This is a genomic window from Tsukamurella sputi (assembly GCF_007858445.1).
In the GTDB taxonomy this organism is placed as follows: domain Bacteria; phylum Actinomycetota; class Actinomycetes; order Mycobacteriales; family Mycobacteriaceae; genus Tsukamurella; species Tsukamurella sputi.
In genome coordinates this window covers 507,262-529,903 of sequence record NZ_VIGV01000001.1, presented here as the reverse complement: position 1 = coordinate 529,903, position 22,642 = coordinate 507,262, and the positions used below count along the sequence as shown (strand labels likewise).

At 71.8% G+C, this 22,642-nt stretch carries 25 protein-coding genes and 1 pseudogene; 19 read left to right on the top strand and 7 right to left on the bottom strand.

Going from position 1 to position 22,642, the window contains the following annotated elements; translation table 11 throughout:
• The first annotated feature begins 7 nt into the window (after window positions 1–7).
• From FK268_RS02565 to abmR, 6 genes are all read left to right on the top strand, one after another.
• Complete coding sequence (locus FK268_RS02565; RefSeq protein WP_146430805.1) at window positions 8–1,213, top strand: cysteine desulfurase family protein; 1,206 nt, start codon at window positions 8–10, stop codon at window positions 1,211–1,213.
• The gene (gene mnmA / locus FK268_RS02560) at window positions 1,213–2,343 is read left to right on the top strand and encodes a tRNA 2-thiouridine(34) synthase MnmA (protein ID WP_146430803.1); all 1,131 of its coding nucleotides are present in this window, start codon (window positions 1,213–1,215) and stop codon (window positions 2,341–2,343) included. Before FK268_RS02565 ends, mnmA begins: the two co-directional genes overlap by 1 nt.
• A complete protein-coding gene (locus FK268_RS02555) occupies window positions 2,336–3,334 on the top strand; it encodes a uroporphyrinogen decarboxylase/cobalamine-independent methonine synthase family protein (protein WP_158636019.1) in 999 nt (332 codons plus the stop codon). Before mnmA ends, FK268_RS02555 begins: the two co-directional genes overlap by 8 nt.
• A gap of 16 nt (window positions 3,335–3,350) precedes the next feature.
• Window positions 3,351–4,679 (top strand): ammonium transporter, encoded by a 1,329-nt coding sequence (locus FK268_RS02550; protein WP_146430799.1) that lies wholly within the window; start codon window positions 3,351–3,353, stop codon window positions 4,677–4,679.
• Between the two features lie 26 nt (window positions 4,680–4,705).
• A complete protein-coding gene (locus tag FK268_RS02545; protein WP_146430797.1) occupies window positions 4,706–5,083 on the top strand; it encodes an Atu4866 domain-containing protein in 378 nt (125 codons plus the stop codon).
• A 91-nt stretch (window positions 5,084–5,174) separates the two neighbouring features.
• On the top strand, window positions 5,175–5,696 hold the full coding sequence (gene abmR / locus FK268_RS02540) for an ATP-binding transcription factor AbmR (RefSeq protein WP_146430795.1): 522 nt from the start codon (window positions 5,175–5,177) through the stop codon (window positions 5,694–5,696).
• Here the strand turns inward: abmR and FK268_RS02535 are convergent.
• Window positions 5,687–6,088 (bottom strand): MmcQ/YjbR family DNA-binding protein, encoded by a 402-nt coding sequence (locus tag FK268_RS02535; protein WP_146430794.1) that lies wholly within the window; start codon window positions 6,086–6,088, stop codon window positions 5,687–5,689. The two genes, abmR and FK268_RS02535, sit on opposite strands and share 10 nt — an antisense overlap.
• 72 nt (window positions 6,089–6,160) lie before the next feature.
• Between FK268_RS02535 and FK268_RS02530 the strand changes: the two genes are divergently transcribed.
• On the top strand, window positions 6,161–7,009 hold the full coding sequence (locus tag FK268_RS02530; protein WP_146431838.1) for a TIGR03619 family F420-dependent LLM class oxidoreductase: 849 nt from the start codon (window positions 6,161–6,163) through the stop codon (window positions 7,007–7,009).
• On the opposite strand, the gene FK268_RS02525 is transcribed toward FK268_RS02530, so the two are convergent.
• Window positions 6,981–8,246 carry an NAD(P)/FAD-dependent oxidoreductase gene (locus FK268_RS02525; protein ID WP_146430792.1) on the bottom strand — a complete coding sequence of 422 codons (1,266 nt, stop codon included), beginning with the start codon at window positions 8,244–8,246 and terminating at the stop codon, window positions 6,981–6,983. The two genes, FK268_RS02530 and FK268_RS02525, sit on opposite strands and share 29 nt — an antisense overlap.
• A 58-nt stretch (window positions 8,247–8,304) precedes the next feature.
• Between FK268_RS02525 and FK268_RS02520 the strand changes: the two genes are divergently transcribed.
• From FK268_RS02520 to ligA, 3 genes are all read left to right on the top strand, one after another.
• Window positions 8,305–8,673: a glyoxalase superfamily protein gene (locus FK268_RS02520; protein WP_146430790.1), complete on the top strand. Its 369-nt coding sequence runs from the start codon at window positions 8,305–8,307 to the stop codon at window positions 8,671–8,673.
• Window positions 8,674–8,737: 64 nt separating this feature from the next.
• On the top strand, window positions 8,738–9,184 hold the full coding sequence (locus FK268_RS02515; RefSeq protein WP_146430788.1) for a hypothetical protein: 447 nt from the start codon (window positions 8,738–8,740) through the stop codon (window positions 9,182–9,184).
• A gap of 64 nt (window positions 9,185–9,248) precedes the next feature.
• A complete protein-coding gene (ligA, locus tag FK268_RS02510; protein WP_146430786.1) occupies window positions 9,249–11,345 on the top strand; it encodes an NAD-dependent DNA ligase LigA in 2,097 nt (698 codons plus the stop codon).
• On the opposite strand, the gene FK268_RS02505 is transcribed toward ligA, so the two are convergent.
• Window positions 11,338–11,991, bottom strand: coding sequence for an ACT domain-containing protein (locus FK268_RS02505; protein ID WP_146430784.1), 654 nt, complete (start codon window positions 11,989–11,991; stop codon window positions 11,338–11,340). The genes ligA and FK268_RS02505 overlap by 8 nt on opposite strands.
• A 162-nt stretch (window positions 11,992–12,153) precedes the next feature.
• Here FK268_RS02505 and FK268_RS02500 point away from each other — a divergent pair, with 162 nt between their 5' ends.
• The 6 genes and pseudogenes from FK268_RS02500 to gatA all read left to right on the top strand — a co-directional run bounded on the left by FK268_RS02500 (window position 12,154) and on the right by gatA (window position 16,621).
• A complete protein-coding gene (locus FK268_RS02500; protein WP_146430781.1) occupies window positions 12,154–12,573 on the top strand; it encodes a hypothetical protein in 420 nt (139 codons plus the stop codon).
• Between the two features lie 67 nt (window positions 12,574–12,640).
• A complete protein-coding gene (locus FK268_RS02495; RefSeq protein WP_146430778.1) occupies window positions 12,641–13,258 on the top strand; it encodes an antibiotic biosynthesis monooxygenase in 618 nt (205 codons plus the stop codon).
• A 49-nt stretch (window positions 13,259–13,307) separates the two neighbouring features.
• Window positions 13,308–14,243, top strand: a complete 936-nt coding sequence (locus tag FK268_RS02490) for a helix-turn-helix transcriptional regulator (RefSeq protein WP_146430775.1) — start codon at window positions 13,308–13,310, stop codon at window positions 14,241–14,243.
• Window positions 14,240–14,798, top strand: a pseudogene (locus FK268_RS02485) (dihydrofolate reductase family protein). The gene FK268_RS02490 and the pseudogene FK268_RS02485 overlap by 4 nt, the downstream one beginning before the upstream one ends.
• Window positions 14,799–14,819: 21 nt before the next feature.
• Window positions 14,820–15,128: an Asp-tRNA(Asn)/Glu-tRNA(Gln) amidotransferase subunit GatC gene (gene gatC / locus FK268_RS02480; RefSeq protein ID WP_146430771.1), complete on the top strand. Its 309-nt coding sequence runs from the start codon at window positions 14,820–14,822 to the stop codon at window positions 15,126–15,128.
• Window positions 15,125–16,621 (top strand): Asp-tRNA(Asn)/Glu-tRNA(Gln) amidotransferase subunit GatA, encoded by a 1,497-nt coding sequence (gene gatA / locus FK268_RS02475; protein WP_146430768.1) that lies wholly within the window; start codon window positions 15,125–15,127, stop codon window positions 16,619–16,621. Before gatC ends, gatA begins: the two co-directional genes overlap by 4 nt.
• A 30-nt stretch (window positions 16,622–16,651) precedes the next feature.
• Here gatA and FK268_RS02470 read toward each other — a convergent pair whose 3' ends face one another.
• The 4 genes from FK268_RS02470 to FK268_RS02455 form a co-directional block, all read right to left on the bottom strand.
• Complete coding sequence (locus FK268_RS02470; RefSeq protein WP_146430765.1) at window positions 16,652–17,083, bottom strand: carboxymuconolactone decarboxylase family protein; 432 nt, start codon at window positions 17,081–17,083, stop codon at window positions 16,652–16,654.
• Between the two features lie 75 nt (window positions 17,084–17,158).
• Window positions 17,159–17,632: an RrF2 family transcriptional regulator gene (locus FK268_RS02465; RefSeq protein WP_231706927.1), complete on the bottom strand. Its 474-nt coding sequence runs from the start codon at window positions 17,630–17,632 to the stop codon at window positions 17,159–17,161.
• 39 nt (window positions 17,633–17,671) lie between these two features.
• The gene (locus FK268_RS02460) at window positions 17,672–18,868 is read right to left on the bottom strand and encodes an alpha/beta-hydrolase family protein (RefSeq protein WP_146430759.1); all 1,197 of its coding nucleotides are present in this window, start codon (window positions 18,866–18,868) and stop codon (window positions 17,672–17,674) included.
• A complete protein-coding gene (locus FK268_RS02455) occupies window positions 18,865–19,428 on the bottom strand; it encodes a hypothetical protein (protein WP_146430757.1) in 564 nt (187 codons plus the stop codon). The genes FK268_RS02460 and FK268_RS02455 overlap by 4 nt, the downstream gene beginning before the upstream one ends.
• Before the next feature lie 112 nt (window positions 19,429–19,540).
• Here FK268_RS02455 and FK268_RS02450 point away from each other — a divergent pair, with 112 nt between their 5' ends.
• The 3 genes from FK268_RS02450 to FK268_RS02440 are packed head-to-tail and all read left to right on the top strand — an operon-like array spanning window position 19,541 to window position 22,567.
• Window positions 19,541–20,812, top strand: coding sequence for a sensor histidine kinase (locus FK268_RS02450; protein WP_146430753.1), 1,272 nt, complete (start codon window positions 19,541–19,543; stop codon window positions 20,810–20,812).
• Window positions 20,813–20,821: 9 nt separating this feature from the next.
• Window positions 20,822–21,478, top strand: coding sequence for a response regulator (locus FK268_RS02445; protein ID WP_146430751.1), 657 nt, complete (start codon window positions 20,822–20,824; stop codon window positions 21,476–21,478).
• 57 nt (window positions 21,479–21,535) lie between these two features.
• Complete coding sequence (locus FK268_RS02440) at window positions 21,536–22,567, top strand: ATP-dependent 6-phosphofructokinase (RefSeq protein ID WP_146431836.1); 1,032 nt, start codon at window positions 21,536–21,538, stop codon at window positions 22,565–22,567.
• The last annotated feature ends 75 nt before the right edge of the window (window positions 22,568–22,642 follow it).

Genomic DNA, 22,642 nt, shown 5'->3' with positions numbered 1-22,642 from the left:
GGCTGCGATGACTCCCGACCGCGAGAACCCCGTCTACCTCGACCACGCCGCGGACACCCCCATGGTGCCCGAGGCGCTGGCGGCGATGGCCCAGGCCGCCGCGCGCCCGGGCAATGCCTCCTCGCAGCACGGATCCGGCCGCAGGGCGCGCCGGATCCTCGAGGAGTCCCGCGAGTCGATCGCCCGGGAACTGGGCGCCCGTCCCTCCGAGGTCGTCTTCACCGGCGGCGGGACCGAAGCCGTCAACCTCGCCGTGAAGGGCCTGTACTGGGCCCGGCGCGCAGAGAACCCGGCCGCCGTCACGGTGATCGTCTCGTCGATCGAGCACCACGCCGTCCTCGACGCCGTCGAGTGGCTCGGCGAGCACGAGGGTGCGCGCGTCGTCTTGCTCCCCGTCGACCATCGCGGTCTGGTCGACCCCGCAGACCTGCGTGCGGCCCTCGACGAGGCCTCCGGGACCGTCGCGCTGGTCAGCGTGATGTGGGCGAACAACGAGGTGGGCACGCTGCAGCCGATCGCCGAACTGGCCGCGGAGTGCGCCCGGGACGGTGTTCCGATGCACTCCGATGCCACCCAGGCCGCCGGGCACGTGCCCATCGACTTCGACGCCAGCGGCCTCGCCGTGCTCACCAACGCCGCGCACAAGTTCGGCGGGCCGCAGGGCGTGGGCACCATGCTCATCGGCCGGACCGTCGCCTGTGTGCCGCTCTCGCACGGCGGTGGCCACGAGCGAGACCTGCGTTCGGGGACCCCCAACGTGGCCGGTGCGGCCGGGATGGCCGCCGCGCTGTCCGTTGCGGTCGCGCGCATGGACGAGGAGTCGCCGCGCCGTGCCGCGCTGCGCGACCGGCTGCTCGCGGGCGTGCGCGGCCTGGAGGGTGCGATCGCCAACGGCGGCGCGGCGCACGGGATCCCCGCGCTCCCGGGCATCGCGCACGTCTCCTTCGCGGGCTGTGAGGGCGACTCGCTGCTCATGCTGCTCGACGCCCGCGGCATCGAATGCGCCACCGGCTCGGCGTGCAGCGCCGGAGTCGCCCGGGTGAGCCACGTCCTCGAGGCCATGGGCGCCGATCCGGCGACGGCCCGCGGCTCGCTGCGCTTCTCCTTCGGGCCCGAGACCACAGAGTCCGATATCGACGCGGTGCTCGACGCGCTGGGCCAGGTCGTCGATCGCGCCCGCGCCGCGGGCCTCGCCTCCAGCGGGGTCCGCTGATGCGCGTCCTGGCCGCGATGAGCGGCGGCGTCGATTCCGCCGTCGCGGCTGCGCGGGCTGTCGAGGCCGGGCACGACGTCGTGGGCGTGCACCTCGCGCTGTCCGAGGCGCCGGGCACCCTGCGCACGGGCTCACGCGGCTGCTGCTCCAAGGAGGACGCGGGGGATGCCCGTCGCGCCGCGGACGTCCTCGGCATCCCGTTCTACGTGTGGGACTTCGCGGAGCGCTTCCGCGAGGACGTGATCGACGATTTCGTCGCGGCCTACGCGGCGGGGGAGACCCCGAACCCGTGCCTGCGCTGCAACGAGAAGATCAAGTTCTCCGCGCTCGCCGAGCGGGCCTACGCCCTGGGCTTCGACGCCGTCGCGACGGGCCACTACGCGCGCCTGTCCGACGGTGAGCTGCGCCGCGCCGTCGACGTCGACAAGGATCAGTCCTACGTGCTCGCGGTGCTCACGGCCGAGCAGCTGGGCCGCGCCCTGTTCCCGGTGGGCGACACCCCGAAGCCGCAGATCCGCGATGAGGCCGCGCGCCGCGGCCTCGCCGTCGCCGATAAGCCGGACAGTCACGACATCTGCTTCATCCCGTCGGGCGATACCCAGGCCTTCCTTGGCGCCCGCATTGGCGTACGGCCCGGCGCCGTCGTCGACGCCGCCACCGGCGAGCGACTCGGCGAGCACGCCGGCGTGCACGAGTTCACCATCGGTCAGCGCAAGGGCCTGGGCCTGCCGGGCCCGGGGCCCGACGGTGCCCCGCGATATGTGACCTCCATCGACGCGGAGACCGGCGAGGTCCGGGTCGGCAGCGGTGACCAGCTCGACGTCACGCGGATCGTGGCCGACGGTGCGGTCTGGACCTCCGGTGCCGCGCCGGACGGGCCCGTCGACGCGATGGTCCAGGTGCGCGCCCACGGCGGCCTCGCCCCGGTGACGGCGCGCGCCGTCGGCGATCTGCTGGTCCTGGACCTGCACGAGCCGCTCCGCGGCGTCGCGCCCGGCCAAGCGGCGGTGCTGTATGCGCCGGACGCCGAGCTGGGCGACCTGGTGCTCGGCTCGGGCACGATCCGCTCGACCGCGTCGGCAGTGGTGGGCTCGGGGACCGCAGCGAGCGAGCCCGGTGTCGATGCCTGAGACGCTCGCGCCGCTGATCGGCGGGGTGACGGGGATCGGCTCGGTGCCCGGCACCGACCCGCGCGAAGCGGCGGCCACCGTCGTCGGCGAGCTCGAGGTGCCCTTCCTGCCCGAACTGCCGAACCGCGGCCTGGGCGCCGACATGATCGGCCGCGCCGCCGGGCTCCTCGTGGACATCGGCGTGGACGTCTCGTCCACCGGTTACCGCATCGGCGTGCCGGGCGGGCGGGTCGCACGGCTCGTCGGCGACCATCTCGAGCGCGATCTCGACGCCTTCGAGGAGGCCTACGAGGTCGCCCGGCGCCGCGGCGGAGGCCTGGTGAAGACACAGGTCGCCGGGCCGCTGACGCTCGCGGCCGCGGTGGAGTTGCCGAACGGTCACCGTGCGGCCCGCGATCGCGGGGCGATGCGCGACATCGCCGCTTCCCTCGCGGAGGGACTGGTGCGGCACGTCGCCGACCTGCGCCGGCGACTCGGCGCCGACGTGGTGCTGCAGCTCGACGAGCCGTCGATGTGGTCCGTCGTGCACGGGACCGTGCCCGCGCTGACCAAGCTGGACCCGATCCGCGCCGTCCCGGCGCCCGAGGCCGCTGAGCTGCTCGCGTCCGTGATCGACGCCGTCGATGCACCCGTCCTGCTGCACCTGTGTGGACGGATCGAGTGGGATGTGGTGCGCCGCGTCCCCGTCGACGGTGCGCTGGTCGACGCCACCCGCTTGGCGGTTCCCGACTACGAGGGCCTCGGAGAGTTCGTCGAATCACGACCCGTGGTCGGCCTCGGACTGGCCCCGACGGTGCCCGGGCGCAGGTCGCCGGCCGATCTCGCGGCGCCGGCGATCCGGATGTACGACGAGATCGGACTCCCGCGGCGCGCGCTCGCCCAGGCGGTCGTCACTCCGGTGTGCGGTATGGCCGATTCGCCCGGTATTCGCCCGGTTCTGGACGCCTGCAAGGGGATTCGTGCGGTCTTGGCGGAGGCGTCCGCCGTCTAGTCGATACACTTCGGCGATGTTCCCGACCACCGGTCCAGTCGATGGTGCAGACACCGCCTGGCTGCTCGCCGCATTCGCTCTCGTCCTGCTGATGACCCCGGGCCTGGCCCTGTTCTACGGCGGCATGGTGCGCAGCAAGAGCGTGCTCAACATGATGATGATGTGCCTCACCGCGATCCCCGTGGTGTGGCTGTTGTGGGTGGCCTTCGGCTACTCGATGACCTTCGGGCCCGATCGTGGGGGAGTCGTCGGGGATCCCACGACCTTCGCGGGCCTGCGCGGGCTCCTCGGGGCGTTCGGCGCGGACGGCTCGGACTCGGGCGCGACGCCGCTGGTCGGCCACGTGCCCGCGCTGCTCTTCGTGGCGTTCCAGGCGGGCTTCGCCATGGTCACCGTCGCCCTGATCGCGGGTGCGGTCGCGGACCGGATGCGGTTCGTCTCCTGGCTGGCCTTCGCGGCGTTGTGGGCCACGCTGGTGTACTTCCCGGTCGCGCACTGGGTGTTCTCGACGCCGGGGCTGACGGCGGCGCACGGCGGCTGGATCACCGAGCACCTGCGGGCGATCGACTTCGCCGGCGGCACGGCGGTGGAGATCAACTCGGGGGCGTCCGCGCTGGTCATGGCACTGCTCCTCGGGCGCCGCGCGGGCTGGCCGCGGGATCCGATGCGCCCGCACAACTTGCCCTTCGTGATGCTCGGGGCGGGACTGCTGTGGTTCGGCTGGTTCGGTTTCAACGCCGGCTCGACGCTGGCCGCGAACGGCTCGGCAGCCCTGATCACGGCGAACACGCTCGGGGCGGGCGCGATCTCGATGGTCGCATGGCTCGTGGTCGAGAAGGTCCGGCACGGCAAGCCGACCTCGTTCGGTGCGGCGTCCGGCGTCGTCGCGGGACTGGTCGCGATCACCCCCTCCTGCTCGGCGGTGACGCCGATCGGAGCGCTCGCCGTGGGAGCCGCGGCGGGCGCGATCAGCTCGTACGCGATCGAGCTCAAGTACCGCTGGCGCTACGACGACTCCCTCGATGTGGTGGGCGTGCACCTGGTCAGCGGCGTCGTCGGCACCCTCATGATCGGCCTGGTCGGCAGTGCTGCGGCCCCGGCCGGGCGCGACGGCCTGCTGTACGGCGGCGGCCTCGACCAGCTGTGGCGGCAGGCCGTCGCCGTGGTCGTGGTGCTCGGTTACGCGATGGTGGTCACGCTGCTCATCGGCCTGGCGCTCAAGGCGACGATCGGGCTGCGGGCCGATCCGCAGCACGAAGCCGATGGCCTCGACGACGGGCTGCACGCCGAGTCCGCGTACGACTTCCACGTGGTGCGGGGCGGGCGGCTCGAACCCGGTCGTTGATGCGACGGCAAAGGTATCGTGCCGCTATGACCGGTTCACCTCGCGTTGCCCCGCTCATCGTCGCACTGATCGCCGCGGGTGCGCTCGCGGGCTGCTCCTCGAGCTCGGACTCGATCAGCATGGGCGTGACGCCCGCCCCGTCCGCATCGTCGGCGTCCGCGCAACCGTCCACCGCGATACCCGCCCGCGTGCCAGGCACGTACGCCAACGGCGACTGGGTCATCCGGCTCGCGGCCGACGGGACCTGGGAGGAGGACCTCCGCGGGCAGGTCAACGCCTACGGCGGCACGTACACCGTCGACGGCGACCGGGTCGTCCTCCGTGATCGCCGCGGATCCAGTGAGACCGCGACGCTGCAGGGCGACGAGCTGCGGTTGCCCTCGATCGTCCTCACGCGCCGGTAGCGCATTCCGCCCTCAGCGATACCCTCGATATCTCCCCGCGTCTGGAGTAATCATGTAATTAAGTAATCACGACAGATCGAGGAGGTCTCCCATGATGGCAGGACGGGGTCCGCGCACCGAGGTGCCGGACGCGAAGGACGCGGGGGACTGGTTCGCCGGGCGTCTCCCGGAGGGCTGGTTCGACGGTGCGCCGCAGGTCACCGTCGACCGTGACGAGATCGTCGTCGTGGGCGCGCTGCCCGAGGACGGCGAGCAGTCGGCGGCGCAGCGCGAGGGGCGCGCCGCCCGCTTCCGTGAGGACACCCGCGAGCAGCGGATGCGGATCGCCGACGAGGCACAGGAACGTTATCGTCGCCGCGTCTCGTGGGGTGTGCGCACCGGCGACGAGACGATCCTCTACACCCACCAGGCGGTGCCGGTGATGACGAGGTTGCGCCAGCCGGAGCGGTTGGTCCTGGACACGCTGGTCGACGCGGGCGTCGCCCGCTCGCGCGCCGACGCCCTCGCGTGGTGCGTGCGCCTGGTCGGCGAGCACGCCGACGAGTGGCTCGCGCAGCTGCGGCAGGCCATGAAGGATGTCGACGACCTGCGTGAGCGCGGGCCTCAGCTCTGATCGAGGGCCGTGATCGCCCGCTTCGGGGCGATCTGCCGGTAGCTCGCGTCGATGAGCTCGCGCACCTCGTCCCAGTCGACAGTGCCGATCGTGAGGTCGAGCCCGAGCCATCCGGCGGAGGCCATGTACGCGGGCAGGTAGAAGCGCTCGTCCTGTTCCAGGGCTATGCGCTCGGCGGGGTCGGCGATGAACAGCACGCTGGTGTTCCGCTGCTCGTGCGGGCGGCTCTCGGTCTTCTTCGTCCCGCCGCCGTACATCGCGAACATCTTGCCGCAGCGGAAAGTCGGGCGACCGTGGGCGATCTTCTCCGTCGCCTCCGGGAAGGCGAGCGCGATCTCGCGGACGCGGACGAGCACGGGGTCGTCGTCGGCGAACATGATCGGATGCGGCATGCCTCCAACCTAGGGGGAACGCGCACGCCAGTCGATGGAACGTGTTCTACTCAGAGGGTGAGTGAGCAGTCCATCCGCGCCGGCATCGTCCAGTTCACCTCCGATCGAGGGGTGCCGCCGCACCGGCTCGCCCCGCTCGTCGAGGCGGCGGGCTTCGCTTCCTACTTCGTGCCGGAGCACGGCCACATCCCCACGCGCCGCGACGCCGCGCACCCGGGCACCGGCACCGCCGAGCTGCCCGACGACCGCTACCTGCGCACGCTCGACCCGTGGACGTCGCTGGCCGCGGCCGCCGCGGTCACCGAGCGGATCGAGCTGTCCACGGCGGTGGCGCTGCCGGTGCAGTCCGACCCGATCACCCTCGCGAAAACCATCGCCACCGTCGACCACCTGGCGAACGGCCGGGTCACGCTCGGTGTCGGATTCGGCTGGAACCTCGACGAGCTCGCCGACCACGGCGTACCCGCGGGCCGCCGCCGCACCATGCTCCGCGAGTACCTCGAGGCGATGCGCGCGCTCTGGCGTGACGAGGAGGCCGCCTACGACGGCGAATTCGTCTCCTTCGGACCCAGCTGGACCTGGCCGAAGCCCCCCGGTGCCGTGCCCGTCCTGGTCGGCGCCGGGGGCACCGACAAGAACTTCACCTGGATCGCCAAGAACGCCGACGGCTGGATCACCACCCCGCGCGACCGCGGGATCACCGGCGCCGCAACGCGGCTCGCCGAGATCTGGCGCGAGCACGGACGCACCGGCGCGCCCCGCATCGTCGCTCTGGACGGCATGCCCGACGGTGACCGCCTCGCCCGGTGGAACGACGCCGGAGTCACCGACGTGCTCTATCCCGTGGACGACTCGAGCGTCGACGCCGCATCGGCCCACCTCGACAAGCTCGCTACCGCAGTGGGTCCAGCCCTGCGGTGAGCGCGGGGGCGCGCCCGGTGGTGATCTGTTCCGCGAGCAGCTCGCCGGTGAGCGGCCCGAGCGTCAAGCCCCACATCCCGTGCCCGCCACCGACGTAGACGCCGGGCGTCGCGGTGCCGCCGATCAGCGGTAGTCCGTCGGCCGACAGCGGCCGCGAGCCCACCCACTGCTCGTCGATGCCCGACCAGTCGATGCCGCGTAGCAGCGGCCGGACGGCGTCGTTGGTCACCCGGATACGTTTGGGGTTGAGCGGCCTATCGGGATCGGCGAACTCCATGATCCCGGCCACTCGGACTCGGGGGCGGCCGTCGGCGCCGTCGGGCCGCGGGGTGATGGCCGCGCGGGCTGCGGGGAAGTAGGTGGCGCCCCGCAGCGGGGTGTCGATCGGTACCGAGCAGCTGTACCCCCGGCCGGCGAAGAGCGGGATCTTCACGCCGTGCGCGGCGGCCAGTGCGGGCAGCCACGCGCCGGAGCACAGGACGGCCGCGTCGGTCAGCTCGTCCATCCCGGAGCCGATCACGCGGACCCGCGTGCCGTCCGCCCGCACGTCCGTGACGTCAACACGGGTGCGGAGCTCGCCGCCGCCCGCGAGCACGGCGTCGGCGAGGGCTCGGACGTACGCGCCGGGGTCCATGTACCGCTGGCCGCGCAGTCGCACTGCGAGGGCCACGTTCTCGGTCAGGTGCGGCTCGTACTCGCGCGCCGATTCCGGGTCGAGCAGCGTGAGGTCGATCTGCTGGCCGGCCGCGGAGACGCGCGCCAGCTCGTCGAGGATCGCGCCGGCGTCGTGCAGGCTCGCGAAGCCCACGGTCATATCGCGCGCGAGCACCTCGCCCCGGACGCCCGCGGCGATCTGCCGCTCGTAGGAGCCGAAGATGTGGGCATTGAGCTTCGCGTAGGTGCGCATCGACTCGCCCCACTTGTGGGGCGTGCAGTTGAGCGCGAACGCGGCCATGAACCGCGCTACCGCCGGGTCCGTCGAGGGCACCAGCGCGACGGGCGACGACGGTGACAGCAGCGCGCGCGGCCCCTGCTTGAGCAGCGCCGGCTCGGGCAGTGGGATGGTGAACGCCGGGCTGAGCCAGCCCGCGTTGCCCCACGATGCGCCCGCGGCCGGGCCGATCCGGTCGACGACGGTGACCTCGACGCCCCGCTGTTGCAGGGCGAACGCGGTGGACAGGCCGACGATCCCGGCCCCGATGACGATGGCCTTGTGGGCCGTGCTCGAGTTCTTCATGGCACGACTATGGGCCACCGGACGGTCCGATGTGCCCGATTCGGGCTAGCCTGGTGGCGTGACGGATTTCGGCGGGCCTGCGGTGCCGGTGCTGCGCATGTTCGACCGCGATGCGACGATCGAGTTCTACACGCGGTACCTGGGTTTCACGCTCGAGTGGGAGCACCGCTTCGAGCCGGACCTGCCCGCGTACGTCGAGGTCCGGCGCGGCGGCGTGGTGCTGCACCTGTCCGAGCACTTCGGTGACGGCAGCCCGAACTCGGTGGCGTGGATCCCCGTCGCCGACGCCGCGGCGTTGCAGGCGGAGCTCGCCGCGCACCGTCATCCCCGGTCCAGGCCAGGCCTCGATCCCGACGGCCCGGGTGGCCCGACGGTGACCGTCATCGACCCGTCGGGGAACGAGTTGCGCTTCGCGCAGTCGCGGTGACGGCGGAGCGGGATCAGCCGAACGGCCGATGCGATCGCACACCGCGGGTGTGATACTTCGTCGCATGTTCACAGCTGAGACCACCGGAGTCGTCCGTACGGCGTGTGCGGTGACGGCCGCTGCGGCGCTGTTGATGGCCGCCGGGTGCAGCGGTTCGGACGCCAAGGAGACGTCGACGACCTCGTCGTCCACCGCGACCGTGACCTCGCAGGCCTCGACCGGCACCGTCGCGCCCGGTCCCACGCGGCAAGGGACCGCCACCGCGACCGTGGCGCCGAAGCCCACCACCACGACCGGGACGGCAGCGCCGAAGCCGACCGTCTCGCCCGGTTGTTACGACGCGGACGGGCACGGTCCCGACGGCGCGGATCGCCCGTGCCCCACGCCGAAGCCGACCACGCGCACTACGACTCCGATGCCCGGTCCCGCCCCGAACCCGAACGACTGCTCGACCAACCCGCGCCCAGGCTGCGACGGCGGCGCCTCCAACCCCAACCCCGACGGGCCGTAGTCCCGACGGCTCGACCGGACGCGCGGCGGTCTCCGTGTCGGTGTCCTCGACTAATCTGACAGCCATGTCGAAGGAGCTGACCGAGGACGACCGCCGCGCGTGGCAGGAGCTCGCCGAGGAGGTGCGCGGACACCAGTTCCGGTACTACGTGCAGGACGCGCCCGTGCTCTCCGACGGTGAGTTCGACGCGCTGCTGCGCCGCCTGCAGGAGATGGAGGCGGCGTTCCCGGAGCTGGCGGTGGCGGATTCGCCCACCAAACTGGTGGGCGGCGGCTTCTCCACCGAGTTCACGGCGGTGGACCACCTCGAGCGGATGATGAGCCTCGACAACGTCTTCGACGAGGGCGAACTGCGCGACTGGATCGCGCGCGTGCAGAAGGACGTGGGCGGGGAGGTCGTCTTCCTCACCGAGCTCAAGATCGACGGTGTCGCACTCAACCTGGTCTACGAGAACGGCGCGTTGGTGCGTGGGGCGACGCGCGGCGACGGGCGCACCGGCGAGGACGTCACGCTCAACGCGCGCACCCTGCGGGACGTGCCGCACGCGCTCACCCCGTCGGACGAGTTCCCGATTCCCGACCTGCTCGAGGTGCGCGGGGAGGTCTTCTTCCGGCTGGCCGATTTCGAGGAGCTCAACGCCGGCCTCGTCGCCGAGGGCAAACCGCCCTTCGCCAACCCCCGCAACTCCGCGGCGGGGTCGCTGCGCCAGAAGAACCCGCAGATCACCTCGCGCCGCAAACTCGGGATGATCTGCCACGGCCTGGGCCGCATCCAGGGGCAGTGGTCACCGTCGAGCCTGCACGACGCCTACCGCGCCCTCGCCGCGTGGGGCCTGCCGGTCTCGCAGTACACCAAGCAGGTGGTCGGGGCCGATGCGGTGGTCGACCGGGTCTTCTACTGGGGTGAGCACCGGCACGATCCGGAGCACGAGATCGACGGCTTGGTGGTCAAGGTCGACGAGATCGCGCTGCAGCGCAGGCTGGGCGCCACGTCCCGCGCGCCGCGCTGGGCCATCGCCTACAAGTACCCGCCCGAGGAGGTCACCACCAAGCTCCTCGACATCCGGGTCAACGTGGGCCGCACGGGCCGGGTCACGCCGTACGCCTACATGGCGCCGGTGACCGTCGCGGGCTCCACGGTCGAGTTCGCCACGCTGCACAACGCGTCCGAGGTGGAGCGCAAGGGCGTCCTCATCGGTGACACGGTCACCATCCGCAAGGCGGGCGATGTGATCCCCGAGGTCCTCGGTCCCGTCGTGGACCTGCGCGACGGCACGGAACGGCCTTTCGTCATGCCGGTCACGTGCCCGGAATGCGGTGCGACGCTGGCCCCGTCGAAGGAGGGCGATGCAGACATCCGCTGCCCCAACACCGAGACCTGCCCCGCCCAGCTCCGTGAGCGGCTCTTCTACCTCGCGGGCCGCAACTGCTTCGACATCGAAGGGCTGGGCTACGAGGCGGCGTCGGCGCTCACCGCCTCGCCGGTGCTGCACAACGAGGGCGACGTATTCGGGCTCACCGAAGAGGATCTGCTCCAAGTCCCGCTGTTCACCAACGACGGCGGCACCCTGTCGGCGAACGCGCAGCGGCTCCTCACGAACCTCGGTGTGGCCAAGGACAAGCCGCTCTGGCGCGTGCTCGTGGGTCTGTCCATCCGCCACGTCGGACCATCCGCCGCACGGGCGCTGGCGCAGGAGTTCGGCAGTCTCGACGCGATCGCCGAGGCCGATGTCGAGCGGCTCGCCGAGGTCGACGGTGTCGGCCGCACGATCGCCGAGGCGGTGATCGACTGGTTCACCGTCGACTGGCACCGCGAGATCGTCGAGAAGTGGCGAGCCGCCGGCGTGCGCCTCGAGGACGAGCGGGACGAGTCCGTGCAGCGCACCCTGGAGGGCCTGTCGATCGTGGTCACCGGTTCGCTGCAGAACTTCTCCCGGGACGAGGCCAAGGAGGCGATCCTCGTGCGCGGCGGCAAGGCGGCGGGCAGCGTCTCCAAGAAGACGGCCTTCGTCGTGATCGGGGACGCGCCGGGCTCGAAGGCGGAGAAAGCGGAACAGCTCGGCGTCCCCATCCTCGACGAGGAGGGCTTCGCGAAGCTGCTCGCGGAGGGGCCCGAGGCCGTCGCGCCCGCGCCGGCCGAGGGTGAGGCGGACGCTACCTGACCAGCACCGTCGCCACGATTCCGGCGAGGTAGCCCAGCCGGGCGACCTCGGACGGGCGGAAGTCGGGCCCGCCCGGACGGCCGACGAGCACCACCTTGCCGATGGCGCCCAGCGGCGCGGCGGCGAGCTTGGTGTCCATCTGCTGCCAGGACTGCGGCACCCAGTCGGCCTCGGCATCGAGGGCGACGGGGCCGCTGAGCGGCAGGAAGTCGAGGTGCTCGGGCGGCGTCTCCGGCAGGCCCGAGGAGCCGAAGACCGGCCACTGCGTCTCCGCGGTGTTGCTGAGCACGGCGCACCAACCCACCCGCAGCACACGGGGCACCTGATCCGCCAGCAGCTGCAACTGGTCGTGGCCGGCGGCGGCCACGTGGTCGATGAGCTCCAGCTCCCGGTGCGTGTCCAGGACGTCGGCGTAGGGGCGGATCGAGTCCACCGAGATGCCGTCGAGCGCCTCGGCGGCCGTGATCAGAGTGTCCGGCAGAGACTGCGGGCCCAGATCGACCACGATGTCGTCCACCGCGAAACCGTCGCCGCGCTCCACGACGTCGAGCGAGAGGATGTCGGCACCGACGGAGCCGAGCGCCACGGCGAGCGAGCCGAGGCTGCCGGGGCGGTCGGTGAGGCGGACGCGCAGGAGATAGGACACGCCCCGATTGTGGCACTCGCCGGCGGGCGGCGCAGATCCGGCAGTGGGAGACGCGCCGGGGGAGCAGTATGTTGCGATAGCATCGCCGGCCGCGGTCGGTTGGCGGAAAATCGGATCCGTAGCCGCCGGGGTGGCGGACGACCTCAGGAGGACGGAGCCATCATGACCGGATCAGCTGCAGCACGCTTTCTCGCCGCGATCGCGGCCGTCGGGGCTACGGCGACGCTGCCGGCGGTCGCCGGTGCCGCGCCCGTGGCCGCCCAGACGTCGGTGATTCGCGACTGTCTCAGCCGGCCGGCGACGAAGCCGAGCTCCATCACCCTCGCGTGCGCCGACGCCAACGCGCGCCTGGTCGGGATCGTCTGGGATTCGTGGACCGCCGACATCGCGACCGGCGTCGGCGACCTCGAGGAGAACACCTGCGAGCCCGACTGCGCCCGCGGCGCGCAGGTCAGCCGCCGGGTGGGGATCAGCGTGCACACGCCGGTCGGCACGGGGGCCGACCGCCGATTCACCGTGGTCACCTACGGCACCTCCGGCGCGTGGGGCAACGACTTCCGCGACGCGGACCTGCCTCGCTGATCCGACGTCGGCAAGATCACACCGCCTCGGTTGGTGTCCCGGGACGCCGGCACCGACACTGGTACGCATGCCCCACACCGAAACCCGGGCGGAGGCAGGAGCGGCCCACAAGGCCTCGCTGACCTCCGTCGCCCGACGCATCGCCCCCGGCCGCGAACACGAATTCCTGGCCTGGACCGACGCGGGAATCGCACTGGCCCGTACCTATCGCGGCTTCCTGGGCGGCGGGTGGGTCCGTGCCGCGGACGATCCCGAGCTGTACTTCGTGATCTACCGCTTCGCCTCCGACGAGGAACTCGCCGAATGGCAGGGCTCCCGGGTGCGCAAGCATTGGCTCGAGCGGTGCGAGGGCCTCGCCGTCGAGACCGCCACGCACCGCCTGTCCGGGATCGAGGGCTGGTTCTCCCCGCAGCCCGACGGTGCCGGCCCCGTCGCGGCCCCCGTGGCGAAGGTCCCGCCGCGGTGGAAGCAGGCCGTCGCCATCTGGCTCGGCTTCTTCCCGCTCTCGCTGCTGATCAACTTCCTGGTGCTGCCGCACCTGACGGTCCTGCCGGCGCACGGCTGGGGCTTGGTCGGCCGAACCCTGATCGCGACGCTCATCAACACCCCGCTGATGGTCTTCCTCGTACTGCCGTGGGTCACCGCGCGGATCAAGCCCTGGCTGGAACGGCGCTCCCTGACCTGAGCAAGAACGGTCAAGCGCGGGCGGTGCCGGGCGGTCGATACTGATCACCATGTCCGCATCCGCCGATCCGCTGCGCCGCCTCCTCGAGGCCGTGCTCGCCGACCCGCACGACAGCCTTGACGCCATGGCCGCCGGCGCGCACAGCTCGACCTTCCACTTCGCGCGGCAGGTCCGCGCGGGCGCGGGCGAATCGCCCGTCGCCCTGCGGCGGCGGGTCCTGCTGGAGCGGTCCGCGTGGCAACTGCAACGCGGTTCGACGGTGACCGATGCCGCCTTCGCCGCCGGCTACGAGTCCGTCGAGGGCTTCATTCGCGCGTTCGCACGGGCCTACGGCCACTCGCCCTCACAGCTGCCGGACACCGTCGGGCACTGGTTGCCCGCGCCCAACGGCCTGCACTTCCACTCCCCGACGGTGCTGTACGTCGACTCCGGTGAGGGACACGAGGATTCGACCGGCGATGTGCTGGCGCTGCAGATCCAGCACGACGCGGCGGACATCGCGGCCCTGCTCGACGCGGTCGCTGCGCTCCCGGGCGAGGAGTACCGAAGGGTCCGGCTGCCGGGGTCGCGGCCGCGGCACTGGGACGGGCCGGACGAGTCGCTGTCCCAGGTCCTCTGGCACCTCGTGCACAGCACGGCGCCGTGGTGCGCGACGATCGCCGGCGAGCCGTCGCCCGAGCTCGACCCCGACGACGATCCGGCGGCCCTCGCGCGGGCCCACGCGCAGAACTCGCCGCGGTGGCTCGGCCTGGTCCGGGACATCGAGCGGCGCGGCGCCTGGGGCGACCGGGTGATCGACGCCCTGTGCGAGCCGCCCGAGTCCTTCCTGCTCTCGCAGATCGTCGCGCACGAGCTGACCTTCTCGGCGCACCGGCGGCTCCTGGCGCGCTGGATGCTCGCCGACGCCGGCCTCGCCCTCGACACCCCCGAACTCGACCCCGACCCCATCATCTGGCACCGGAGAATAACGGGAGGAACACAGTGACATCTCCAAAGACCGTCTACTCGTACTACACGGCCTCGACGCTCGACGGCTTCCTCGCCGACGAGAACGACAGCCTGGACTGGCTGCTGGATCAGCCGATCGACGAGGGCGGGCCGATGAACATCGAGGAGTACATGACGTCGGTCGGAGCGATCGTCATGGGGCTACACCACCTACCAGTGGGTCGTCGACCGGGTCCGGGCCGGCGACGAGCCGTGGTACTACGCCGACTACCCGGTGTTCGTCTTCACCCACCGGGAGCTGGAACCCATTCACCCGGGTGTGCGTTTCGTGGCGGGCGCCCCGGCGGAGCTCCGCGCGACGCTGGAGGCGGCCGCGGGGGAGAAGGGCGTCTGGGTCGTGGGCGGCGGCGACCTCGCCGCGCAGTTCGCCGAGACGGGCATGCTCGACGAGGTGATGATCAGCTACGCGCCCACCACCGTCGGGTCGGGCCGGCCGCTCTTCCCCCGCGCCTTCGACTTCGAACTCGTCGAGTGGGCGCGGAACAAGGCCTTCCTGTGCGGCCGCTACCGGGTGGTGGGGCCGCGCGCGTGAACGCCGCATAGGATCGGGGACATGTCTGCCATCTCCCGGGACGAGGTCGCCCATCTGGCGCGCCTGTCGCGCCTCGCCGTCACCGACGAAGAGCTCGACGTCTTCGCCACGCAGCTCGATTCGATCCTCGAGCACGTCAAGGTGGTGACCGAGGTCGGCTCCGATACCAGCACGGCCGATGTCGCGCCGCTGACGCTGCCGGTGGGCAACGTGAACGTGAACCGGGGCGACAGCCCCGTCGGCAGCCTCACTCCGGAGGAGGCGCTCTCGGGCGCCCCGAACCGCGAGGGTGACCGCTTCGCCGTGCCGCGCATCCTGGGGGAGGAGTGACCGTGACCGATCTGCGTGCATCGAACGAGATCACCGGCGCCACCGCCGCCGACCTGGCCGCGAAGATCGCCGCCGGCGACCTGAGCTCCGTCGAGGTGACCCAGGCGCATCTGGACCGGATCGCCGAGGTCGACGGTGACCTGGGCGCCTTCCTGCACGTCGGCGCCGACGCGGCCCTCGCCGCGGCGCGCACCGTCGACGAGGCCCGGGCCCGCGGCGAGCAGCCCGCGTCCGCGCTGGCCGGCGTCCCGATCGCGCTCAAGGACGTCTTCACCACCACCGACGCGCCCACCACCTGCGGATCCAAGATCCTCGAAGGCTGGACCGCGCCGTACGACGCGACGGTGACCGCGAAGCTGCGCGCCGCGGGTATCCCGATCCTCGGTAAGACCAACATGGACGAGTTCGCCATGGGCTCGTCGACGGAGAACTCGGCGTACGGCGTGACCCGCAACCCGTGGGCGGCCGACCGCACCCCGGGCGGCTCCGGCGGTGGCAGCGCCGCGGCGCTGGCCTCCTACGAGGCGCCGCTCGCGATCGGCACCGACACCGGCGGTTCGATCCGGCAGCCCGCGTCGCTGACCGCCACCGTCGGCGTGCGCCCCACCTACGGCGCGGTGTCGCGCTACGGCCTCGTCGCCTGCGCTTCGTCGTTGGACCAGGGCGGGCCGTGCGCGCGCACCGTCCTCGACACCGCCCTGCTGCACGAGGTCATCGCCGGGCACGACCCGCGCGATTCCACCTCGCTCGACGCCGCGGTGCCCGACGTGGTCGCCGCCGCCCGCGCGGGCGCCACCGGGGACCTCACGGGCGTCCGGGTGGGCCTGGTGAAGGAGTTCGGCGCCGACGGCACCGAGCCCGGCGTCCAGGCGTCCTTCGAGAAGGCCGTGCAGCAGCTGCGCGACCTGGGAGCCGAGACCGTCGAGGTGTCGCTGCCGACCCTGCAGTACTCGCTGGCCGCGTACTACCTGATCCTCCCGTCCGAGGTCTCCTCGAACCTCGCCCGCTTCGATGCCATGCGCTACGGCCTGCGTACCGGCGACGACGGCACGCACTCGGCCGAGGAGGTCATGGCCCTCACGCGGGAGGCGGGCTTCGGCCCGGAGGTCAAGCGGCGCATCATGATCGGCACCTACGCGCTGAGCTCCGGCTACTACGACGCGTACTACGGCAGTGCGCAGAAGGTCCGCACTCTGCTGGCCGACGACTTCGCGCGCGCGTACGAGAGCGTGGACGTGATCGTCTCGCCCACCACGCCCACCACGGCGTTCAAGCTGGGGGAGAAGGTCGGGGATCCGCTGGCGATGTACCTGTTCGACCTGTTCACGCTGCCGACGAACCTCGCCGGTCACTGCGGCATGTCCGTGCCCTCGGGCCTGTCCACGGACGACGGGCTCCCCGTCGGCCTGCAGATCCTGGCGCCCGCGCAGGCCGATGATCGTCTGTACCGGGTGGGTGCGGCGTACGAGGCGGCTCGCGGCCCCGTCGCCTGACGGTTCCAGCTGCCCCGGGCCGGACGGCGGTCAGGACGCCGGGTGCAGGTGGGTGGTGATGCCCAGCATGTTCCAGGTGTTGATCGTGCCGACGGCGATGAGCAGATCGGTGCGGCGCTCCTCGCCGAGCAGGCGGCCGGCCTCGTCCCACAGCGCGTCGTCGACCGCGTCGATGCCGGCGGTGAGGCGTTCGACGAAGGCCAGTGCCACCCGCTGGGTCTCATCGAAGAAGGGGCTCTCCTCCCACGCCGCGACACCGTAGATCGTGCGGGTGGGCGTGCCGAGCCGCTCGAGGTCGCGGGAATGCTTGTCGACGCAGAAGGCGCAGCCGTTGATCTGGGACGCGCGCAGCTTGACGATGTCGTACAGGGCCGCCCCGAGGGAGCGGGCCAGGCGTGAATCCAGGGCGACGAGGGCCTTGTACGTCTCGGGCGACGAGGTGGCTCCGGGCGTGCGGTTCATGATGCTTCCTCTCGAATTCGGATATTAGGTGTCCAGGTTTAGGGGTTGGTGCTCCCGTCGCGCGGGGAGGGCGTGTCAGGTGCCGCCGAAGTGGCGCCGCGCGGCGTCTCCGACACGTCGTGGGGTCGACTCGGCCAGATCGGCGATCGAGGTCGCGGCCAGCTCGCGCCGCCATGCGAGCTCCGCGCTGCGCATCGCGTGGGCGATGCCGCACGGCTTCGCGAACTCGCTCCGCGGGTTTTCGGCGTTCATGCCTCGTCGGCGGATCTCGGTGCAGGAGAAGGCTTCGGTGCCGCCCTCGATCGCCGCGACGACGTCCATGAGCGTGATCCGCGATGCGGCACGGGCCAGGCGGATTCCACCCCGGCGTCCCGGAAGCGATTCGGTGATCCCGGCACGGGCGAGCGCCTGCAACTGCTTGCCGAGGTACGCCGCCGGAAGGTCGTAGGACTCCGCGAGGCGCGGAGCGGACACCGGCGTCAGGTCGTCCGCCTCCAGCCAGTGCAACAGCACGCACACGTGCGCCGCCCATTCGACGCCCTCGCTCATCCGCACGACCGCCTCCTAACCTGGATACAACGTATCCGGTTAAGCGGCGGTGGGCAACTCCTCGCGGCTGACCAGGTCCGCGACCAGCTCCGCGCCCTGCCGCTCGTCGTAGCGGTGCCCGAGACCGGGCGGCGGCGCCGTCGCGCCCAGGAGGTCGACGGTGGCCTGGACGAAGCCGAGCCCGGGGAACCACGGCGGCCGGGGCGTGGGCCGGCCGACGGCGGCCGCTGTCCGGGCGGGCGGCGCGATCAGCAGGCGTGGTGACCAGATCCCCACGGGATCGGAGGCGTTGAGCTGTGCGGGTCCCGCGATCGCGACCCCGGCCGGCGTTCCCACCTGCAGCGTCGCCGCGAGTGGCGCGCCGAGCTCCGTCGCCCGCTGCTGCGCGGCGATCACTCCCACCGTTCCCAGGCTCTGCCCGTACACCCGGACCCGGGTCGACGGTGCCCGCCGATGCAGCTCGTCGATCAGCGCTGCGGTGCTCGCGGCGGCCGCGTCCCTATGCAGGACGAAGGACTGCCAGCTCGGCATCTCGGTGTACTGCACGGCCACGATCGCGCTGTCGCCGTGCAACGCCTCCTCGACGCCGCGGACGAAATGCGGATCGACCCAGCCGGATCCCGTCGGGACGGCGACCACCACGGCCCGTCGGGCGAGGCCGCCCGCCGCGATGAGCCGATCCACGGCGACCGCGGCGCGGGCGGTGGGGGAATCGCCGTCGCCGAGCGAGGCGTACGCCCGGATCCCCGGTGCGGCGGAATCGATGCTCATGAAGCGCTGTGCGTAGGAGGCCGTGTCGGCGGACCCGGCCGCGGCGGGCCAGGCGAACCCGGCCAGCGCGAGCGTGGCGGCGATCCCCACGCACGCCGTCCGGAGGCGCACGGTCCGCAGCGCGGCAACGGCGAACGGCACCGTCGCGACGACGCCGGCGAGCACCGCGAACGTCGGCGGGTCCACCGGATCCGCGCCGGCGGCAGCCCGGAGACGGTTCTGCCATAGGACCCACCCCACCAGCGCGGCGGCGCCGAGGTATGCCGCGAACCGGTATCCGCCCGCAGCGGGCTCGCGGTTCCGGACGACGGCCCACCCGATCAGTCCGCCGACCGCACCGAAGAGCAGGCACACGACGATCTGCACGGTGGCCGTGCGCGGCAATTGATTCGGGAACAGCGCGACGGCCACCCCCACCGCGTAGCCGTTGAGCACGCCCGCCCGGGGGCGCGGCAGCGCGATCACAGCCGGCCCCCGGCGGTGAGCCAGCTCGTCGTGATCTCGCGGACCGACTCGGCGCGCGGCGGACCGTCGTGCTGGCGCCAGGTGTTGGCGCGCACCGCGAGCACCGCGATCCCGGCGACCTCGGTGCAGCGTCGCCGCTGGTCGAGCGGGCGTGCGGTGCAGGTGTCGGCCATCCGCGCGAACAGGGTGTCGTCGAGCAGATGACGGGCCCATCCGCCCAGCGGGCGCCCGCGCGCGTCGGCGTGCCGCAGCAGGTCGTAGCCGAGGTCGTGGGCCTTGCACGGGGCGTCGAACTCCGCGGGCAGCGGCACCACCGACGAGCACTCGCCGTGCGGGTTGATCGCGTAGCCCGGCCCGGCCGCGGCCGCGTAGGCGAATCCGGACGGGATCGAACGGATCTGATCGGCGACGCCGACATCCGCGGCGGTGATCGCGCGGACCGCCGCGGCCGTGGCCGCATCCTCGGCGGGTGCGGAGTTCTCGGCGGAGGCGGGCAGCGAGATGCCGAAGGACAGGGGGACGGCCAGGACGGCTGCGGCGGCGAGCATGCGGCGGTTCATGACAGCGACGCTAGGAACGCCGGACGGGCGACCGGATCGGCTGCGCGAGGGGTTCGATATCACCCGAACGGGTGAGGACGCCGGGCGCCGGCCACCCCTAGCGTTCAGTGTCATGAGGACCACCACGAGGCTCGAACGACTCGGCAGCGCGACGGTGCGCGCCGGCCGCTACCTGGATCGGCAGAGCGCCCTGCACATCAAGGCGCCCGACGGTGCGCTGCACGCCACGCCGCTGGGGATCTTCCTGTCGCGGAAGGTCAACTGGCTGTTCCTGGTGGTCGCGCTCATCATGTGGGCGGTGGCATGGCCCACCCTGAACGAGCAGTTCTCGGTCCCCGCGGCCCTGCTGCCGATCATCAGCGGACTGTCGGTGCTGCCCATCGCCATCGCCTGGGCGCACCCGCGTGCCGCGTGGGGGATCGTCGCCGCGACAGCCGCGGTCTTCCCGCTCCTGTGGTTCGACGCGAAACAGGACTGGCAGTGGAACTGGCAGGTCTCACTGATCATGGCGATGCTGATCACCAGCTGGATCGCCTTCCTCAAGTGCTCGCCGCTCGATGCGATCGCGATCGCCGCTGCCTCGTCGGTGCTGTTCTGGATCAACGCTCAGGACGGCACCGGCGGCGGGTGGGTCGCCGGGATCCTGGTGTCGCTGGTGATCATCCTGCTGCTGCGCCTCGCACTGCAGTCCCGCAACCGCCTCGAGGAGCAGACCGAGGTCAGCGAGCTCGAGCGCGGCCGCCGCGCCATCCTGGAGGAGCGCACCCGCATCGCGCGCGACCTGCACGACATCGTCGCGCACCGGATGTCGCTCGTCGTGGTCCAGGCGCAGACCGCGCAGTACCGCGTCCCCGACGTCTCCGAGCGCGCCCGCGCCGAGTTCGACGGGATCGCCGTCTCCGCCCGTGAGGCCCTCAACGAGGTCCGCGCGTTGCTCGGCGTGCTCCGGCTCGACGACGCCTCCGCCGAGCTCGCTCCCGCCCCGGGCCTCGGCGGGGTCGACGAGCTCATCGACGGTGCCCGGGCGGCTGGAGTCACCGTCGAGTACCTGCCCCTGCCCGACCCGTCGGCGATCGGCGAGACCACCGCACTCGTCGCCTACCGCATCGTGCAGGAGTCCATCGCCAACGCCACCCGGCACGCACAGGGCGCGGCGATCACCGTCGCGCTCACCCTCGACGCGGGCACGCTGAACCTGAGCATCGAGAACGGGCCGCGCACCTCCGACGCGGACCTCGGCGGTCCCGGCCTGGGCCAGGGCATTCCGGGGATGGCGGAGCGGGCGCGCACCGTCGGAGGCTCACTGTCGGCGACGCCGACGGCGGGCGGTGGCTTCGCGGTCCGTGCCGCGCTCCCGGCCCGTCCCGACGGTGCCACCGCCTAGGCTGGGGTCGTGCCCATCACCGTCTTCATCGCCGACGACCAGGCCATGGTCCGGCAGGGCTTCGGCGCCCTGCTGGGCGCCCAACCCGACATCTCCGTGATCGGGGACGCCCCCGACGGCAAGGCCGCCGTCGCCGAGGTCGCGCGTCTGTTGCCCGACGTGGTGCTCATGGACGTGCGCATGCCCGAGATGAACGGGCTGGAGGCGGCCGCCGAGATCCTGCGTCGACACGACGGGGTGCGGGTGCTCATGCTCACCACCTTCGACATCGACGACTACGTCTACGAGGCGCTGCGCGTCGGGGCGTCCGGGTTCATGCTCAAGGACGCGCCGGCCGAGGAACTGGTGCGCGCCGTCCGGGTGGTACACGAGGGACAGTCGCTGCTCGCGCCGTCGGTCACCCGACGGATGATCGCCGAGGTCACGGCGGCGCGGGCGCACCGGCGGACTCCGCCGCCCGAACTGAAGACCCTGACCCCCCGCGAGCGCGAGGTGCTCGAGGCCGTGGCCGCGGGCCGCTCCAACGCCGAGATCGCGGCGGCGCTGTTCGTCTCCGACCAGACCGTGAAGACGCACGTCAGCAAGGTCCTGCAGAAACTCGGCCTGCGCGACCGGGCGCAGGCCGTCGTCTACGCCTACGAGACCGGAGTCGTCACGCCCGGATGACCTGACGAGTTGTCCTGACGGGTCAGGGGTCCACGCGGCAAGATCGTCGGCATGAGTCTGCGTATCGGAGTGCTGACCGGTGGTGGTGATTGTCCGGGGTTGAACGCGGTGATTCGGGCGGTGGTGCGGACGAGTGATTCGCGGTACGGGTCGGCGGTGGTGGGTTTTCAGGATGGTTGGCGTGGGTTGTTGGAGGACCGGCGGGTGCAGTTGTCCAACGATGATCGCAATGATCGGTTGTTGACCAAGGGCGGGACGATGTTGGGGACGGCGCGGACGCATCCTGATGTGTTGCGGGCGGGTTTGGATCGGATCAGGCGGACTCTTGATGACAATGGGATCGATGTGCTCATTCCGATCGGTGGGGAGGGCACGTTGACGGCGGCGTCGTGGTTGGCGGAGGAGGGTGTGCCCGTCGTGGGGGTGCCGAAGACGATCGACAATGACATCGACTGCACGGATGTGACGTTCGGCTTCGACACGGCGTTGACGATCGCGACGGATGCGATCGATCGGTTGCATTCGACGGCGGAGTCGCACCAGCGGGTGATGATCGTGGAGGTGATGGGTCGGCATGCGGGGTGGATCGCGTTGAACTCGGGGTTGGCGTCGGGGGCGCATATGGTGCTGATTCCGGAGGTGCCCTTCGATGTGGAGGAGGTGTGCCGGTTGATCAAGCGGCGGTTCCAGCGGGGGCATTCGAGTTTCATCGTGGTCGTCGCGGAGGGCGCGAAGCCTGCGGAGGGGTCGATGGAGCTGCGTGTGGGTGGTACCGATGAGTTCGGGCATGAGCGGTTCACGGGTGTGGCGCATCAGTTGGGGGTGGAGATCGAGAAGCGGATCAACAAGGAGGTCCGTACGACGGTGCTCGGGCATGTGCAGCGTGGTGGTACGCCGACGCCGGCGGATCGGGTGCTCGCCACGCGCTACGGTGTCAACGCCGCTGATGCGGCGCATGCCGGCAAGGTCGGGCAGATGGTCTCGCTGCGTGGTACGCAGATCGGGTTGGTCCCGCTCGCGGATGCGGTCAAGCAGCTCAAACGGGTGCCCCGGGAGCGCTACGACGACGCCGCCGAGTTCTTCGGCTGACCCGACGAGGTGCGGTCGGGCCGGGTGATTGGCGGGCCTGAAGCGAGCCTTAAGAGCGGTGGTGCACGATTCCGG